This is a genomic window from Streptomyces sp. NPDC086766 (genome assembly GCF_044746005.1).
Lineage (GTDB): Bacteria > Actinomycetota > Actinomycetes > Streptomycetales > Streptomycetaceae > Streptomyces.
On record NZ_JBIVBI010000012.1, the window covers coordinates 184455 to 200297 of the forward strand.

The 15843-nt window shown below is 71.4% G+C and carries 16 protein-coding genes; 3 read left to right on the forward strand and 13 right to left on the reverse strand.

What is annotated here, in order from left to right:
• Nucleotides 1-63 precede the first annotated feature (63 nt).
• The 7 genes from ccsB to hemL all read right to left on the reverse strand — a co-directional run bounded on the left by ccsB (nucleotide 64) and on the right by hemL (nucleotide 7924).
• Nucleotides 64-1167: a c-type cytochrome biogenesis protein CcsB gene (gene ccsB / locus ACIPM1_RS22745; RefSeq protein WP_402437381.1), complete on the reverse strand. Its 1104-nt coding sequence runs from the start codon at nucleotides 1165-1167 to the stop codon at nucleotides 64-66.
• Nucleotides 1164-2942, reverse strand: a complete 1779-nt coding sequence (locus ACIPM1_RS22750; RefSeq protein ID WP_402437383.1) for a cytochrome c biogenesis protein ResB — start codon at nucleotides 2940-2942, stop codon at nucleotides 1164-1166. The genes ccsB and ACIPM1_RS22750 overlap by 4 nt, the downstream gene beginning before the upstream one ends.
• 3 nt (nucleotides 2943-2945) lie before the next feature.
• The gene (locus ACIPM1_RS22755) at nucleotides 2946-3719 is read right to left on the reverse strand and encodes a cytochrome c biogenesis CcdA family protein (protein ID WP_402437385.1); all 774 of its coding nucleotides are present in this window, start codon (nucleotides 3717-3719) and stop codon (nucleotides 2946-2948) included.
• Between the two features lies 1 nt (nucleotide 3720).
• Nucleotides 3721-4350 (reverse strand): TlpA family protein disulfide reductase, encoded by a 630-nt coding sequence (locus ACIPM1_RS22760; RefSeq protein ID WP_402437387.1) that lies wholly within the window; start codon nucleotides 4348-4350, stop codon nucleotides 3721-3723.
• A gap of 75 nt (nucleotides 4351-4425) precedes the next feature.
• Nucleotides 4426-5754, reverse strand: coding sequence for a hypothetical protein (locus ACIPM1_RS22765; RefSeq protein ID WP_402437389.1), 1329 nt, complete (start codon nucleotides 5752-5754; stop codon nucleotides 4426-4428).
• A 110-nt stretch (nucleotides 5755-5864) separates the two neighbouring features.
• Complete coding sequence (locus ACIPM1_RS22770) at nucleotides 5865-6551, reverse strand: histidine phosphatase family protein (protein WP_402437514.1); 687 nt, start codon at nucleotides 6549-6551, stop codon at nucleotides 5865-5867.
• Between the two features lie 56 nt (nucleotides 6552-6607).
• A complete protein-coding gene (hemL, locus tag ACIPM1_RS22775; RefSeq protein WP_402437391.1) occupies nucleotides 6608-7924 on the reverse strand; it encodes a glutamate-1-semialdehyde 2,1-aminomutase in 1317 nt (438 codons plus the stop codon).
• A 333-nt stretch (nucleotides 7925-8257) separates the two neighbouring features.
• On the opposite strand from hemL, the gene ACIPM1_RS22780 reads away from it, so the two are divergent.
• Nucleotides 8258-8896 carry a hypothetical protein gene (locus ACIPM1_RS22780; protein WP_356187391.1) on the forward strand — a complete coding sequence of 213 codons (639 nt, stop codon included), beginning with the start codon at nucleotides 8258-8260 and terminating at the stop codon, nucleotides 8894-8896.
• Here the strand turns inward: ACIPM1_RS22780 and ACIPM1_RS22785 are convergent.
• Both ACIPM1_RS22785 and ACIPM1_RS22790 read right to left on the reverse strand, forming a co-directional pair.
• Nucleotides 8841-9785 (reverse strand): hypothetical protein, encoded by a 945-nt coding sequence (locus ACIPM1_RS22785; protein WP_402437393.1) that lies wholly within the window; start codon nucleotides 9783-9785, stop codon nucleotides 8841-8843. The two genes, ACIPM1_RS22780 and ACIPM1_RS22785, sit on opposite strands and share 56 nt — an antisense overlap.
• Before the next feature lie 176 nt (nucleotides 9786-9961).
• Nucleotides 9962-10447, reverse strand: a complete 486-nt coding sequence (locus ACIPM1_RS22790; RefSeq protein WP_402437395.1) for a carboxymuconolactone decarboxylase family protein — start codon at nucleotides 10445-10447, stop codon at nucleotides 9962-9964.
• A gap of 191 nt (nucleotides 10448-10638) precedes the next feature.
• On the opposite strand from ACIPM1_RS22790, the gene ACIPM1_RS22795 reads away from it, so the two are divergent.
• Complete coding sequence (locus ACIPM1_RS22795) at nucleotides 10639-11592, forward strand: RNA polymerase sigma-70 factor (RefSeq protein WP_402437397.1); 954 nt, start codon at nucleotides 10639-10641, stop codon at nucleotides 11590-11592.
• A 135-nt stretch (nucleotides 11593-11727) separates the two neighbouring features.
• On the opposite strand, the gene ACIPM1_RS22800 is transcribed toward ACIPM1_RS22795, so the two are convergent.
• Both ACIPM1_RS22800 and ACIPM1_RS22805 read right to left on the reverse strand, forming a co-directional pair.
• Nucleotides 11728-13089 (reverse strand): FAD-dependent oxidoreductase, encoded by a 1362-nt coding sequence (locus ACIPM1_RS22800; protein WP_402437399.1) that lies wholly within the window; start codon nucleotides 13087-13089, stop codon nucleotides 11728-11730.
• Between the two features lie 169 nt (nucleotides 13090-13258).
• Nucleotides 13259-13780 (reverse strand): DinB family protein, encoded by a 522-nt coding sequence (locus ACIPM1_RS22805; RefSeq protein WP_402437401.1) that lies wholly within the window; start codon nucleotides 13778-13780, stop codon nucleotides 13259-13261.
• A gap of 154 nt (nucleotides 13781-13934) precedes the next feature.
• Here ACIPM1_RS22805 and ACIPM1_RS22810 point away from each other — a divergent pair, with 154 nt between their 5' ends.
• Nucleotides 13935-14315, forward strand: coding sequence for an ArsR/SmtB family transcription factor (locus tag ACIPM1_RS22810; protein ID WP_402437403.1), 381 nt, complete (start codon nucleotides 13935-13937; stop codon nucleotides 14313-14315).
• A gap of 33 nt (nucleotides 14316-14348) precedes the next feature.
• Here ACIPM1_RS22810 and arsB read toward each other — a convergent pair whose 3' ends face one another.
• Both arsB and ACIPM1_RS22820 read right to left on the reverse strand, forming a co-directional pair.
• On the reverse strand, nucleotides 14349-15458 hold the full coding sequence (gene arsB, locus ACIPM1_RS22815) for an ACR3 family arsenite efflux transporter (protein WP_402437405.1): 1110 nt from the start codon (nucleotides 15456-15458) through the stop codon (nucleotides 14349-14351).
• Nucleotides 15455-15763, reverse strand: a complete 309-nt coding sequence (locus ACIPM1_RS22820) for an ArsR/SmtB family transcription factor (RefSeq protein ID WP_402437407.1) — start codon at nucleotides 15761-15763, stop codon at nucleotides 15455-15457. The genes arsB and ACIPM1_RS22820 overlap by 4 nt, the downstream gene beginning before the upstream one ends.
• Nucleotides 15764-15843: the final 80 nt, after the last annotated feature.

The following is a 15843-nucleotide window of genomic DNA, read 5'->3' on the forward strand; positions in this document are numbered from 1 at the left end:
GACCCCCGGCTTTCGCACGCGATTGCCGGTGGCCTCGGGCCAGGCGGGAGAGTCCCTCGCGGCTCAGACGCCCGCGTAGGAGTGCTTGCCGCCGACGAAGAGGTTGACGCCGTAGTAGTTGAACAGCCAGCAGCCGAACGCGATCAGCGCGATGTAGGCGGCCTTGCGGCCCTTCCAGCCGGCCGTGGAACGGGCGTGCAGATAGCAGGCGTAGGCGACCCAGGTGATGAAGGCCCAGGTCTCCTTGGGGTCCCAGCCCCAGTAGCGGCCCCAGGCGGACTCCGCCCAGATGGCGCCCGCGATGATCGTGAACGTCCACAGCGGGAAGACGGCCGCGTTCACCCGGTAGGCGAACTTGTCCAGGGACGCCGAGGCGGGCAGCCGCTCCAGGACGGAGGTGGCGAAGGTGCCGGGCTTGCCGCCGGCGACCAGCTTGTTCTCGTAGGAGTCCTTGAACAGGTACAGCAGCGTGGAGACCGCGCCGACGTAGAGGACCGCACCGCAGAAGATCGCGGTGGAGACGTGGATGTAGAGCCAGTACGAGTGCAGCGCGGGCACGAGCTGGTCGCTGGCGGTGTAGAGCACCGTGACGGCGAGGCCGAGGTCGAGCAGGACCGTGGTGGTCAGGAAGAGACCGAGCCAGCGCACGTTCTTCCTCAGCGCCAGCAGCGCGACGTAGACGCCGACGGCGACCGTGGAGAAGGTGATGTTGAACTCGTACATGTTGCCCCACGGCGCCCGCTCCACGGAGGCCGCGCGGGCGAGGACGCCGCACAGCTCGACGAGGAAGGCGAGCACGGTGAGGGACACGGCGATCCGGCCGTACAGGTCGCCCTGCTCGTCGCCACCGTGCGCGCCGGGCCCGTCGGGCACGTCACGGGCGCCGGCGGCGGACCGGACGACGACCTTGGGGCGCTCCAGGACGGCGGTGCCGCCCGCCGACTTCACGGTCACCGCGGGCGCCTCGGACTGTGCGCCCTCGGTCCTGGCGGTGAGCGCGGCGGCCGTGCGGGCGACCTTGCTGCGGCTGCCGAAGAGCCATTCGGCGATGTACGCGAAGAAGGCCAGGGTGTAGACGGCCATCGCGGAGTAGATCAGCGTGTTGCTGATGTTCGCGAGGTGTTCGTTGGTCGCCGTGGCGAGCTCGGTTGCGGCGGCGAGAGTCACTTCTTCTCAGCCCCTTCGGCAGATACGGAGGTGTCGGCGTCCGGCTCCCGGTCGGGGTCGGCGTCGGTCTGTGTGGGTGCCCGGTCGTGCACGAGGGCGGCCAGATGGCCGATCTCCTCGGGGAGTTTCGCGGACTCGCTGCGGCCCAGGCCCGCGATCTCCACGACGGTCACGCCGTCGGCGCCCTCGACGGCACGCACCCAGACGCGGCGGCGCCGGATGAACAGGGAGGCGGCCAGACCGAGGATCGCGGCGACCGAGCCGCCCAGCGCCCAGCCGGTGCCGGGCTGCTGGACGATCTGGAAGCCCGCCCACTCCTTGATGTCCTTGTCGAAGGTGATCGACCCGGCGCCGTTCGGCAGCCGCATGGTCTGGCCGGGCGCCAGGCGGGCCTTGAGGATGGCGCCCTTGGCGTCCTTGAACTGCTTCAGGTTCTTGGTGTTCAGCTGGTAGACGTTCTGCGGGACGCCCGCGTCGACGCCGAGGTCGCCGTGGTAGCCGGTCACCGCGAGCACCGGGCGGTCCAGCGCCGGGAACTGGGAGAACATCGTGCCCTTGCCGGCTCCGGCGAAGGTCGGCACGAAGAAGGCCTCGAAGCCGAGCTGTTCGCTCTTGCCCTGCGCGTTCCGGTATCCGTCGAGGACCTTGATCGCGCCCTGCGAGGTGACGTTGGGGTCCATGGGCAGCAGGGGCACGGCCTGGCGGTAGACCACGGCGCCCTTGCCGTCCCGGACGGTGACGGTGGGGGCGTAGCCGTGGCTGACGAGGTAGACCCGGGCGTCGCCGACCTCCAGCGGGTGGTTGGGCGAGATGGCGCCCGTCCGCTGCTTGCCGTCGGCGCCCACGCTGTAGTCGACGTCCGCCCGGTACACGCGCGGCGTCCCCTTCTGCGGGCCGGTGCGCTCGTACGTGCCGGTGAAGCTGTTCAGGTTGAAGCTGAACGGTACGAGGTTGTCGTCGTCGAAGAGGTTGCCGGACTTGAAGTCGTCGTACTGGGTGAGGGTGTTGGAGAACCCGTCGCCCTCGACCACCAGCTTGTTGCCCTCCGTCTTGTAGAGCTGGCCCCAGGCGAAGGCGACCAGCATGACGATGAGCGCGACGTGGAAGAGCAGGTTGCCGGCCTCGCGCAGATAGCCCTTCTCGGCGGCGACCGCGTCACCGAGCACGTGCGCGCGGAAGCGGCGCTGCCCCAGCACCTTCAGCGCGGCCTCGCGGACCTCCTGCGGGGAGGCGGCGGTGCGCCAGGCGGCGTGGGCGGGCAGCCGGGTGAGCCGCTTCGGGGCGCCCGGCGGGCGGCTGCGCAGCTGGCCGGTGAACTGCCAGGTGCGCGGCACGATGCAGCCGATGAGCGAGACGAACAGCAGGATGTAGATCGCGGAGAACCACACCGAGCTGTAGACGTGGAACAGGCCGAGACGGTCGTAGATCGGCCCCAGCACGGAGTGGGTGGTCCTGAAGTCCTGGACCTTCAGCGCGTCGCTGCCCTCCTGCGGGATCAGCGAGCCGGGGACGGCGCCGAGCGAGAGCAGGAACAGCAGCAGCAGCGCGACCCGCATGGAGGTCAGCTGCCGCCAGAACCAGCGGGCCCAGCCGAGGGTCTCCCGGGCGGTCCAGGCGAGCCGGCCGCCGAGGCCGGGGGCGCGGTTGCCGCCGAAGGAGCCGGGGACGGCGGTCTCCTCGGGGGCGGTGGACAGCTGGGAGCCGGCGGCGCCCAGGTCCTCGTCGCCGGGGGACTCGGTGGCCGGCGTCTCGTCGGGGTGCGTGGTCTTGCTCATCGATCAGATCCCCACAGTGAAGCCGTCGGACCAGGTCTGCATCTCCTGCACCAGGCGGTCCCAGGCACCGGTCAGCAGCAGCACACCGGTCACGATCATCATCGTGCCGCCGATGCGCATCACCCAGACATAGTGGCGCTTGATCCAGCCGAAGGCGCCGAGTGCCTTGCGGAAGGCGATCGCGGCGAGGACGAACGGCAGGCCGAGGCCGACGCAGTACGCCACGGTGAGCAGGGCCCCGCGGCCCGCGCTCGACTGCTGGGAGGACAGGGCCAGCACGGAGCCGAGGGTCGGGCCGATGCACGGGGTCCAGCCGATCCCGAACAGCGCGCCGAGCAGCGGCGCGCCGACCAGCCCGGCGGTGGGCCGGGTGTGGAAGCGGAACTCGCGCTGGGTCAGCCACGGCATCAGGCCCATGAAGAACAGGCCCAGCAGGATCATCAGCACGCCGAGCACGACGGACAGGGTGTCCCGGTGCTCCTGGAGGGTCTGCCCGAAGTAGCCGAAGAGCGCTCCGCCGGAGACGAAGACGACGGTGAAGCCGAGGACGAAGAGAGCGGCGCCGGCGGCCATCCGGCCGCGCCGGGCCTCCGCCAGGTCGGTGCCGGTGACCCCGGTCACATAGGAGAGGTATCCCGGCACCAGCGGCAGGACGCACGGGGAGAAGAAGGAGACGAGGCCGCCGAGCACGGCCACCGGGAGGGCGAGCAGCAGGGCTCCGTTGAGAACCGTCGCGTTCTGGCCGGGAACCGCGGCGAGCAGGGTCACTCCGGTCACGTCACTTCTCCGCGAGGACCGGGTCGATCATGGTGCGCAGCTTCTCCTCGCTCAGCGGGGACAGCGAGCGGGCGGCGACCTTGCCCTGCCGGTCCAGTACGAGCGTGGAGGGGATGGTCTGCGGGTTGAGCGTGCCCTTCTTGAAGCGGAGCATCAGCCGGCCCGTGGGGTCGTACAGGCTGGGGTAGGTGACGCCCTGCTGCTTCTCGAAGGCGACGGCGGGGGCCGTGCTGGTGTCACGGGTGTTGATGCCGACGAACTGCACGCCCCGGCCCTTGAGGCTCTGGAAGACCTTCTCGAAACCGGGGGCCTCGGCGCGGCACGGCGGGCACCAGGAGCCCCAGACGTTGAGGACGACGACCTTGCCCTTGAAGGAGGCGACGTCGAGCCGCTGCCCGTCGACGGTCTTCCCGGACAGGTCGGGGGCGGCGGTGCGCTTGCCCGGGTCGACGGTGGCGATGCCGTCCTTGCCCATGACGAAGTTGGTGTTGTTCCCGCCTCCGGAGGTGCCTCCGGAGCCGCACGCGGACAGCACCAGCGCGGCGACGGCGGCGCCCGTGGCGGTCAGGGCGGCGCGGCGGGTGCGGTTCGACCGTTTCGAGCGCAGGGGGGCGCGGCTGGCGGCACTCATGTGAAAAGTTTCGCATGTCCGTTCCGGGGATCTTGCCCACCCCCCTGGCGGCGAGAAAACCGCACGTCAAGCGTCTTACGGGGTGCCTTTCGGGGTTCCGTTCGACGCGCCTTTCGCGTGCCGCGTGCCGGTGGTGGCGGACGGGGCGCCGGAGGTGGCGCCGACGTCCCCGAGGAAGTCCTTCCAGCCACCCGCCGGCCGCTGCCCCACCTCCAGGGTGCGCAGCTTGGCCAGCACCTCCGGCTTCTGGACGTCCATCCAGTCGACGAACTGCCGGAAGGAGACCATGCGCACGTCGGCGCCCTTCTCCTTCTCCCGCGCGATGTGCTTGAAGGCCTCTTCGACGGCGTCCATGTAGATGCCGCCGTTCCACTGCTCGAAGTGGTTGCCTATGAAGAAGGGCGCCCGGTTCGACTCGTACGCCCGCCGGAAGCCCTGGATGTAGGCCTGGGCGGACTGCCGCCGCCAGCCCGGGTAGTTGTGGGCGGGGGCCTTGGTGGAGTTCACGGACTGGTTGGCGAGCATGTTGTAGTCCATGGAGAGGACCTCGAACCGGCGTCCGGGAAAAGGTATCTGCTGCAACGGCAGGTCCCATATGCCGCTTTTCTTCCCCGGCCACATCTGCCGGCCGCCGGGCGAGGAGGCGTCGTAGCGCCAGCCGAGCTCGCGGGCGGTGGGCAGCAGGTTGTTCTGGCCGAGCAGGCAGGGGGTGCGGCCGCCGACGAGTTCCTTGTCGTAGTCGAAGGGCAGGGACGGCAGGTCGTGCCAGCCGGTGTGGGTCCGCCACTGCTTCACGAAGGACTTGGCCTGGTCGATCTCGCTGCGCCACTGCCGCGGCGTCCAGTTGCCGACCGTGCCGCGGCCGGAGCAGAAGTGGCCGTTGAAGTGGGTGCCGATCTCGTGGCCCTCGAGCCAGGCGCGGCGGACGTTCGCCAGCGTCGACTTGATGTGCCCGTCGGTCAGGTAGCCGATGGCGGAGGCGCCGCGCGGGTTGTTCGGCGGGTCGTAGAGGCGCTTCTTCGACTCCGGCAGCAGGTACAGCCCGGAGAGGAAGAAGGTCATGTGCGCGCCGTGCTCCTTGGCGAGGTCCAGGAAGCGCGGGAACAGGCCGTTGCCGACCTCGCCGGCCCCGTCCCAGGAGAAGACGACGAACTGGGGCGGGGTCTGGCCCGGCTCGAGCGGCACCGGCCGCGCGGGCTGGTACGGCTGCTTGCCGGTGAACGAGGTCGAACCGTCACCGAGGGGACGGGCCGGATGCTCCGTACCGCGTGAACGCCCGCCTCCGGAACCGCCCGCGGGGTCCGTGCCGTCCGAAGACTTGAGGGTGCCGCAGCCCGCGAGCCCGACGGCGGCCGCGGTGCCCGCGCCGAGGCCGAGCATTCCCCTCCGGCTGAAGGTGCGCATGAAAGATCCCCGATCCGTCACGTCCTCTGGTGGTCACCCACTGAGAGGCAGCGACGAACCGGGGGGTTCCTCACTTCATTACATATTTTGTAATAAATGTAAGAAGACTGTCAGGCTCCGAACGCCTTGCCCTGACCCTTCACCGGCCTGGCGCCCGCGAGGAGATGAGCCGGCACCAGATCGCGGGCCGGCTCGGTGTAGCCGACGGAGACGATCCGGTCGCCCCGGTACGTGAACGACGTCAGCGACGCGAGCGTGCACTGCCGCTTGCGCGGGTCGTGCCACAGCCGCCGCCGCTCGACGTAGGAGCGGACGATCCAGATCGGCAACTGGTGGCTCACCAGCACCGCTTCGTGGCCGCGCGCCTGGTCGCGGGCCGCGTCCAACGCGCCCATCATGCGCACCACCTGGTCGACGTAGGGCTCGCCCCACGACGGCTTCAGCGGGTTGACCAGGTGCTTCCAGTTGCCCGGCTTGCGCAGCGCTCCGTCGCCGACGCCGAAGCTCTTGCCCTGGAAGACGTTCTCGGCCTCGATCAGCCGCTCGTCGGTCGCCAGGTCCAGCCCGTGCGCCTTGGCGATCGGCGTCGCCGTCTCCTGCGCCCGCTCCAGCGGGGAGGCCACGACATGGGTGACGTCGCGGGAGGCGAGGTGCTCGGCGACCCGTTCGGCCATCTGCCGGCCCAGCTCGGAGAGGTGGTAGCCCGGCAGCCGGCCGTAGAGGATGCCGTCCGGGTTCTCGACCTCGCCGTGCCGCATGAGGTGGACGACGGTGATGTCCGTGTCGCCCCGCGTCATGCTCGCGCCCCGGCTCTCGCTCATGTCCTGCGTCCCGCTCACGTCCTGCGCCTCGCTCATGCCGTGGCCTCCGCCGCCGCCCGGGCCGCCGCCGGAAGGGCGTCGGCGATCCGCTGGAGGGCCCGGTCGTCGTGCGCGGTGGAGACGAACCAGGACTCGAAGGAGGACGGCGGCAGGTACACGCCGTTCGCCAGCATCGCGTGGAAGAACGCGGTGAAGCGGTACGACTCCTGCGCCTTGGCGTCCTCGTAGGAGCGGACCGGACGGTCGGTGAAGAACACCGAGAACATGTTGGAGGCGTTCTGCAGGGTGTGCGCGACGCCTTCCTTGCTCAGCGCCTCGGACACGAGCGCCTGGATCTGCCGCGAGACGTCGTCGACCCTGGTGTAGGCGGCGTCGTCCAGCAGGCGCAGCTGCGCGAGTCCGGCGGCCGTGGCCACCGGGTTCCCGGACAGGGTGCCGGCCTGGTAGACGGGGCCGGCCGGGGCGAGGTGCGCCATGACGTCGGCGCGGCCGCCGAAGGCCGCGGCCGGGAAGCCGCCGCCCATCACCTTGCCGAAGGTCATCAGGTCGGGCCGGACGCCGTCCACGCCGTACCAGCCGGCGCGGCTGGTGCGGAAGCCCGTCATCACCTCGTCGGAGATGTAGAGGGCGCCGTGGTGCGCGCAGGCGTCCTTGAGCCCCTGGTTGAAGCCGGGCAGCGGCGGCACCACGCCCATGTTGCCGGGCGAGGCCTCGGTGATCACGCAGGCGATCTCGCCGGGGTGCGCGGCGAAGGCGGCGTGCACCGCGTCGAGGTCGTTGTACGGCAGGACGATCGTGTCGCCGGCCTGGGCGCCGGTGACGCCCGGGGTGTCGGGCAGCGCGAAGGTGGCCAGGCCGGAGCCCGCGGAGGCGAGCAAGGCGTCGACGTGCCCGTGGTAGCAGCCGGCGAACTTGATCACCTTGGTGCGGCCCGTGAAGCCGCGGGCCAGCCGGATCGCCGACATCGTGGCCTCGGTGCCGCTGGAGACGAGCCGGACCTGCTCCAGGGGCGCGACCCGGCCGACCATCTCCTCGGCGAGCGCGACCTCGCCCTCGCCGGGTGTGCCGAAGGACGTGCCGTGCGCGACCGCCTCCCGCACGGCGGCGATCACCTCGGGGTGCGCGTGCCCGAGGATCATGGGCCCCCAGGAGCACACCAGGTCGACGTACTCCCGCCCGTCGGCGTCGGTCAGGTACGCGCCGCTGCCGGACACCATGAACCGGGGCGTGCCGCCCACGGCGCGGAAGGCACGCACCGGCGAGTTCACGCCGCCGGGCGTGACGGCCGCCGCACGGTCGAACAGCGCCTGCGAGACGGGGGCTTCGTATGGATATGGCAGTTCGCTCATGACCTGCGACTTCTCCGACTTCTCGGAATCCGGTGGGAAGTGACCTCCTCAGGGTAGGCCAGCGGGCCGGACGGGCCGGGGGCGGTGAGGGGGCCGGGCCGATCTCGGCACCGGACACAGGGGCAACCCGCGGTTTTCCTCGCCGCCCATCTGCGAAACTGGTCTCCGCGTACGTATGAACATGGCGAAAGCACGTGTCGAGGGCCGCGAAGATCCCCGGGGACTGATGTTTCACCGCACGTTTCGGCGGGCGGGCGTGGGGGAGGTCACTGACACGATGATCGGGTTGCGCGGCGGGGGCCACGCGTCCTAGAAAAGCACTCGGGTGGAGATATGCATCGCGGTGGCGGACTGGGCGAGGGGACTGACGACCTGGGTCCTCGACGTGCCCGGCGGGGAAGGCACCGACGCGAGGTGGAGGAAGCCACCGAAACACGGCAGACGCACGGTGTACCGAGTGAGCCCGAGCGGACGGACCGGCGCGTGGAGCGCGGGATCGACCGGCTCCGGGCCGGGAGCAGGAATGGTGGTCGGGTGGGGGTGACGTACAAGTACTTCGGCGCGCCCGACGGCGCGACCGCGGCCCGCGTCCCGATCTCGATGCGCCCCGAGGAACTCGGCGGCGACGAGCTCGGCATGAACGGCATGTTCACCAAGATCAAGCCGGAGACGATGGCCGCGATGGTGCTGACCGGCATCGAAGGCGTCCCGCTGCACAAGGTGCCGCCCCTGGAGCTGGTCGTCCTCCACCCCGACTACGCGGTCGTGAAGCTCCCCATGACCGTCGTCGACCCCCTGCGCGACATCGGCGAGGAAGCGGTCGGCGCCGCCGCCTTCATCTGGTCCACGGTCCCGGACCGCGGCGGCCCCCGCGACGCCTTCAACGTGTACCAGCTGCTGCACGAGTGGCAGGACTTCAGCCATCGGCTGCACGAGGCGGGGCATCAGCCGTACTGCCTGGTGTGGCCCTGAGCCGGGGTTCCAGTGGTTCGGGGCGGCGCCTTCGGGCGGCGGACCGGCGCTCCTGAACCTGGGCGTACGTCATCATTCCGCACAGGACGGCGAGGAGGACGGCGGACGACCCCGCCGTGCCCAGATCCAGGCCGCCCTTGGCGACCGGCTTGGTGAGGAAGTCGCCCGCCGTGGCGCCCAGCGGACGGGTGAGGACGAAGGCGATCCAGAACAGCAGGACGTTCGGCACCACGGGCACCTTCATGAGCGCCACGAGCACGGCGAGCAGCCCGGTCACGAGCAGCGCACCCCCGGCGTAGCCGAGGCCGGAGCTGTCGGAGAGGAAGTCGCCCATGGAGGTTCCGAGGGTGTTCGACACGAGGATCGCCGACCAGAACAGGGCCTCTCCCCTGAAGGTGACGATGTCGCGGATCTGGAACGTCATCCCGCTCAGCTTCCAGGCGAGGAAGATCGCCAGGAGGATCGAGATCAGGATGGCCGCTCCCGCGGGATAGCCCAGGCCGAGGCCCTGCGGGCCCCAGCCCAGCCTGGTCGCGCCGTCCGAGAGGTACCGCGCACTGGCGTCGCGGTTCATGAAGTCGGACATCGTGGTCCCGGCCATGCTGGTCGACAGGATCACGGTCCAGTAGCAGAACGGGTTGTAGCGGCTGGACCGCAGCTGTACGACCAGCGTCACCACGAAGATCAGGAACAGCGCGACCGTGGTGAGGAAGTAGCCCAGCCTCAGGGTCTGCGCGAAGAGGTCGCCCGCCGTCTCGCCCAGGGTCGTCGCGGCGATCTTCATGATCCAGAACGCCAGCGTGACCTCGGGCAGCTTCTTCATCACCGACCCGGCCGTACGCGACGTGCCCGCCACGTCGAGGTCGGTGAGGACCTCCGATTTCTCCAATGCGACTCCCCTGTCCGGTCGACGACAGGGCGCTCGCCCCAGGAAGCGGGACGAGCGCCCTGTGAGATGAGCCGGCCGCCGGGCGGCCGTGATCTCCGACCGTGGCACAGAGGGCCCCGACTCATCCTGAACGCGCACCGTGTGGCAGGTCAGGCCGCGTGTCGGGCGCTGGTGGGTCAGTCGAACGCGGCGGCGAACATGCCGGGTTCGTAGGAGCCGCCCCGCTGGTGCACGATCACGGCGAGCCGGTTGGCCGCGTTGATCAGGGCGACCAGGCAGACCAGCCCGGCGATCTCGTCGTCGTCGTAGTGCTTGCGCACCTCGGCCCAGGTCTCGTCGGACACGCCCGCGTGGGCGTCGGCGAGCCGGGTGCCCTCCTCCGCGAGCGCCAACGCGGCCCGCTCGGCCTCGGTGAACACGGTGGACTCGCGCCAGGCGGCGACCAGGTTGAGCCGGACCGCGGTCTCACCGGCGGCCGCGGCCTCCTTGGTGTGCAGGTCGACGCACCAGCCGCAGCCGTTGATCTGGCTGGCGCGCAGCGACACCAGCTCCCGCGTGGACTTCGCCAGCGGCGACTGGTCGATCACCAGGCCGGTGCTGGCGAACCTCTTGGCGAACCTGGTGGCGATCTCGTTGTCGAACAGGTTGAAACGGGTTTCCATGACCTCGTCCTCACTCGTGGTGTCGCAACTCGTGGTCTCGCACCGGACGACCACGAGATGCCGGCCGCCCGCTCCGCGTGACAGGACGTGCCGTGTGACGTGCGCCACCGCTCACGGGTGTCACAAGCCCCCGGCGGCGGGCGTCTTGTGCGCAGGGTGACGTCGGGAGCGGACAGGCGGGAGCAGTGGTGATGAGCGAGCACGGCAGGCGCGCGCAGGACGCGGAGGACGCGGGGGGAACGACCGGGCGGCCCCCCGCCGGCGGACGCACGGACCCCGCCACCGAGGCGTTCGTCGCGCACCGCAATCTGCTGTTCACCGTCGCCTACGAGATGCTCGGCTCGGCCGCCGACGCGGAGGACGTCCTGCAGGAGACCTGGCTGCGCTGGGCGGGTGTCGATCTCGGCACGGTGCGGAACGAGCGGGCGTACCTGGTCCGGATCACCACGCGCCAGGCGCTGACCCGGCTGCGCACGCTCGGCCGCCGCAAGGAGTCCTACGTCGGCACCTGGCTGCCCGAGCCCTTGCTGACCACCCCGGACGTGGCCGAGGACGTCGAACTGGCAGACAGCGTCTCGATGGCGATGCTGCTGGTGCTGGAGACGCTCACACCCACCGAGCGGGCGGTGTTCGTGCTGCGCGAGGTGTTCGACGTGGAGTACGACGAGATCGCCGAGGCCGTCGGCAAGAGCGCGGCCGCGGTCCGCCAGATCGCGCACCGGGCCCGGGCCCACGTCGCGGCGCGCCGGCCGCGCGGGGGCGCCTCCCCGGCCGAGACCCGGGACGCGCTGCAGGCGTTCCAGCAGGCCGTCGAGACGGGCGATCTGCAGGGCTTTCTCGACATCCTCGCCCCGGACGTCGTCCTCCTCGGCGACGGCGGCGGAGTCCGGCAGGCCGTCCTGCGGCCCGTGGTGGGGGCCGACAAGGTGGGCCGCCTGCTGGCCGCCGGGCTGGGCCGGGTCACCGCGGCGTCGCTGCGGCCCGCCCAGGTCAACGCCTGCCCGGCGCTGGTGCTCAGGATCGACGGCGCGGTCGACACGGTCGTGGCGGTACGCATCGACGACGGCCGCGTCAGCGGGCTCTACGCCGTGCGCAACCCCGAGAAGCTGGCGCACATGGGGCGGGAGACCACCCTGCGGCGGTGAGCCCGCTCCCCGCCCGGGACGTCCACCCGCGCCTCCCGATCCCGCCGCCGTTACGCCGGGCCGCTGCGGGCGAGAGCGCCGAGAGGGTGAGGGGGGAGGGCGGTGCGGCCGCCGAGTCGCGGCGGCCGCACCGGGTCAGCAGCCGCCGACGGGCGGCGCGCCGACGCCGATCCGGAGGGTGGCCGGGGCCGCGCAGCAACCGCCGCCCTCGGTGCCCTCCGCGGCCTCGGGGTCGTCGTAGAGGCCCGCGCCGCCGCACACGCCGGTCTCGGGCAGGGTCAGCTCGACGCGCTCGGCGGCCTCGCGGTCGCCGGCGATCGCGGCCGTGACGGAGCGGACCTGCTCGTAGCCGGTCATCGCCAGGAACGTGGGAGCACGGCCGTAGGACTTCATGCCGACCAGGTAGATGTCCTTCTCGGGGTGGGACAGCTCGTTCACGCCGTGCGGGTAGACCGTGCCGCAGGAGTGGACGTTGGGGTCGATGAGCGGGGCCAGCGCGGCCGGGGCCTGGAGACGCTCGTCGAGGCCGAGGCGGACCTCGGAGAGGAAGGACAGGTCCGGGCGGAAGCCGGTGAGCACGACGACCTCGTCGACCGGCTCCAGGCGGCGGCCGTCCTCGGCGACGAGGACGAGCCGGTCGCCGTCGCGTTCCACCGCCCGCGTGCGGAACCCGGTGACGGCGCTCGCGTGGCCCGCCTCGACGGCGGCCTTGGCGCGCAGGCCCAGGGCGCCGCGGGCCGGGAGCTGGTCGGCGTCGCCGCCGCCGAAGGTGCTCGCGCCGATGCCGCGGCGCAGGACCCACGTCGTGTGCGTGCCCGGCTGTTCCCGGGCGAGACCGGCGAGTTCGGCGAGCGCGGTGAAGGCGGAGGCGCCGGAGCCGACGACCGCGGTGCGCCTGCCCGCGTACCGGGCGCGGACGGCCGGGTCCCTCAGGTCCGGGACGTGGTACGTGACGCGGTCGGAGGCGGCCTTCTCGCCGAGGGCGGGCAGGCCGTCGGCGCCCATCGGGCCGGGGGCGCCCCAGGTGCCGGAGGCGTCGATGACGGCGCGGGCGCCGATCCGCTCCTCGCGGCCGTCGGCCGACCGGACGTGCACGGTGAAGGGCTGCTCGTCGCGGTCGGCGTCGACGATGCGGTCGCGGCCCGCGCGGGCGACGCCGGTCACCGTGGCGCCGTAGCGGACCTTGTCGCCGAGGACGTCCGCGAGCGGCTGAAGGTACCGCTCGGCCCAGTCGCCGCCGGTGGGACAGGCGGCGCCGTCGGGACGGGTCCAGCCGGTGGGGGCGAGGAGCTTCTCGGCGGCCGGGTCGGTGACCTCGGCCCACGTGGAGAACAGGCGCACGTGCGCCCAGTCGCGTACCGCGGTGCCGGCGGAGGGGCCGGCCTCCAGGACCAGCGGGTCGAGACCGCGCTCGACGAGGCGGGCGGCGGCGGCCAGTCCGACGGGGCCGGCGCCGATGACGACGACGGGCGACTGGTCGTTGGTGGGCGCGTTCACGAGGCTTCCCCTTTGCTTCGACGTTCGTCGATGAACTGCCCGGCCAGCATGGCACCTGGTTCGACATGCGTCAACATAGACATTCACCGAATCAGGGGCTCCCCGGCATACGCCTCGCCCCGCGGAGTCGCCCGCACGGCCACCGCGGGGCGGGCGGCGGGGGCTCAGGTCACGACCGCCCGCCGAGGGTGAGCTGGGCACGGTGGAAGTCGAAGTGCCGCGTCGGGTACCGGTAGACCTCTTCGAGGGTCATCACGTCCTTGAAGAACGGATCCCACCGGGTCGGAAAGGCCATCGTGCGCGCGAGGGCCGCGTCCGGCTCGGCCTCCAGACGGCGGTGCAGGACCGCGAGCGTGCGATCGAGCTTCGCCCCCATGCGCCGCCGGTCGTAGACCCGGGCGCCGGCCACGGAACCGAGATGGTTGACGACGTCGAACGGCCGGGTCGCGGCGTCCAGCGCACGCGCCCACACCCGGCTCGCGCCCGGCGGAAGACGGCCGAAGAGGCGCACCATCGGGAGCAGCGCCCGTACGACCATGTAGCCGAACAGCATGTGGTAGAGCAGCTGTTCGTTGTTCCAGCGGGTTCCGTCGCTCGGGCGGCGCAGGTCCTCCGCCGTGGCCGAGTCCAGGAGCCGGTGGAACATCGCACCGGCCCGCCGCATCTCTTCGTGGATGACTTCCCTGTCCATGGGTCCCGCCCGGTGGGAGAAGGTGAGGTTGCCGCCCCATGATGGGGCTCACCGCGCCCCTCGGCACCCGGCCTGCACGGCACTTCCCGGCGGGCCCGGCTCCGGGGCGCTCCGCCCCTCGGCATTCTGGTTCGACGCGTGTCAACATAGACGCATGTCGAATGCTGAGGTGCTTCCGCCGACGGCCCCCGCCCCCGGCCAGGCCGCGGAGGCGTGCTGCCCGCCGCTCACCGAGCGTCCGTTCAGCGCGGAGGAGGCGGAGCGGGCCGCACGCATGTTCAAGGCGCTCGGCGACCCGGTGCGGCTGCGGCTGTTCTCCGCGGTGGCCTCGCACGAGGGCGGCGAGGCGTGCGTGTGCGACATCTCCGACGTCGGTGTCTCCCAGCCGACGGTGTCCCATCACCTGAAGAAGCTCAAGGAGGCCGGGTTGCTCACCTCCGAGCGGCGCGGCACCTGGGTCTACTACCGCGTCGAGCCGTCCGTGCTGGCCACCATGGGCAGCCTGCTGGCCGCCCCGGCGACCGCGGCGCGGTGAGCGCCGGGGACGCCGGAGCGGTCCGGGGGTGCCTCAGCGCTCCTGTGGTGCGGGCGTGAGCTGCCGCGCGGCGCTGAACCTCCGCCGCCAGGCCAGGGAGACGTACACCAGCGCGACCAGGACCGGAACCTCGATCAGCGGGCCGACCACGCCGGACAGGGCCTGGCCGGAGGTGACGCCGAAGGTGGCGACGGCGACCGCGATGGCCAGCTCGAAGTTGTTGCCGGCGGCGGTGAAGGCGAGCGTCGCGGTCCGGTCGTAGGCCAGGCCGATCGCCTTGCCGAGGGCGAAGACGCCGAACCACATCACCGCGAAGTAGGCCAGCAGCGGAAGGGCGATGCGGACCACGTCCAGCGGCCGGGACGTGATCGTCCTCCCCTGGAGGGCGAACAGGACGACGATCGTGAACAGCAGGCCGTACAGCGCCCAGGGGCCGATCTTCGGCAGGAACCCCGTCTCGTACGTCTCGCGGCCCAGCTTCTTCTCGCCGACGCGGCGGGTGAGGAACCCGGCGAGCAGGGGGACGCCCAGGAAGACGACGACGTTCAGGGCGATCTTCACCATGGAGATGTTCAGGTGTTCGCCGTCGCCCAGGCCGAGCCAGCCGGGCAGCAGGTCGAGGTAGAACCAGCCGAGCAGGCCGAACGCGAGGACCTGGAAGACCGAGTTCAGGGCGACCAGGACGGCGGCGGCCTCGCGGTCGCCGCACGCCAGGTCGTTCCAGATGACGACCATGGCGATGCATCGGGCGAGGCCGACGACGATCAGGCCGGTGCGGTACTCCGGCAGGTCCGGCAGGAAGGTCCACGCCAGCGCGAACATGACGGCCGGGCCGACGAGCCAGTTGACGACCAGCGAGGAGACCATGAGCCTCCGGTCGCCGGTGACCGCGTCGAGCCGGTCGTAGCGGACCTTGGCCAGGACCGGGTACATCATGACCAGCAGGCCGATGGCGATCGGCAGGGAGATGCCGCCGATCTCGACCTCGGCCAGGGCGCCGTTCAGGCCGGGGACGAGCCGGCCGAGGCCGAGGCCGACGGCCATGGCGAGCAGGATCCAGACGGCGAGGAAGCGGTCGAGCGTCGACAGCTTCGCGACGATCGACGCCTCTTGGGCCGTCGCTGGTGCTTCGGTGCGGGTCACGGGCAGGCCCTCTTGTTGTCGGCGGCGTTCCGGGCGGAGTCGGCCAGTTCCGCGAACCGGCCGGCGAGCTGGGCGATCACGTCCGGGCGCAGCCTGTAGTAGGTGTACCGGCCGCACGGCTCCGTCTCGACGACGCCCGCCTCGCGCAACACCTTCAGATGGTTGGAGAGGTTCGTCTGCTTCGCGCCGGTCTCCTCGACCAGGTGCGTGGTGCAGAGCGTCTCCTCGGCGAGCAGGGTGACGATCCGGAGCCTGAGCGGGTCGGCCAGCACCCGGATCAGATCAGCGTCGACTGACGTCAGCATGGACTGATACTGTCACATCAGTCTGGACTGATACCAGCCTGGGCTGACCCTCGGGGCCCGCACCTGCACGTCGCCCACTC

Bases quoted from the DNA above. Each gene is read 5' to 3' on its own strand.
- ACIPM1_RS22750 (WP_402437383.1), bottom strand. From the start codon at position 2,942: ATGAGCAAGACCACGCACCCCGACGAGACGCCGGCCACCGAGTCCCCC.
- ACIPM1_RS22760 (WP_402437387.1), bottom strand. From the start codon at position 4,350: ATGAGTGCCGCCAGCCGCGCCCCCCTGCGCTCGAAACGGTCGAACCGC.
- ACIPM1_RS22765 (WP_402437389.1), bottom strand. From the start codon at position 5,754: ATGCGCACCTTCAGCCGGAGGGGAATGCTCGGCCTCGGCGCGGGCACC.
- ACIPM1_RS22770 (WP_402437514.1), bottom strand. From the start codon at position 6,551: ATGACGCGGGGCGACACGGACATCACCGTCGTCCACCTCATGCGGCAC.
- hemL (WP_402437391.1), bottom strand. From the start codon at position 7,924: ATGAGCGAACTGCCATATCCATACGAAGCCCCCGTCTCGCAGGCGCTG.
- ACIPM1_RS22780 (WP_356187391.1), top strand. From the start codon at position 8,258: ATGCATCGCGGTGGCGGACTGGGCGAGGGGACTGACGACCTGGGTCCT.
- ACIPM1_RS22790 (WP_402437395.1), bottom strand. From the start codon at position 10,447: ATGGAAACCCGTTTCAACCTGTTCGACAACGAGATCGCCACCAGGTTC.
- ACIPM1_RS22795 (WP_402437397.1), top strand. From the start codon at position 10,639: ATGAGCGAGCACGGCAGGCGCGCGCAGGACGCGGAGGACGCGGGGGGA.
- ACIPM1_RS22805 (WP_402437401.1), bottom strand. From the start codon at position 13,780: ATGGACAGGGAAGTCATCCACGAAGAGATGCGGCGGGCCGGTGCGATG.
- ACIPM1_RS22810 (WP_402437403.1), top strand. From the start codon at position 13,935: ATGTCGAATGCTGAGGTGCTTCCGCCGACGGCCCCCGCCCCCGGCCAG.
- ACIPM1_RS22820 (WP_402437407.1), bottom strand. From the start codon at position 15,763: ATGCTGACGTCAGTCGACGCTGATCTGATCCGGGTGCTGGCCGACCCG.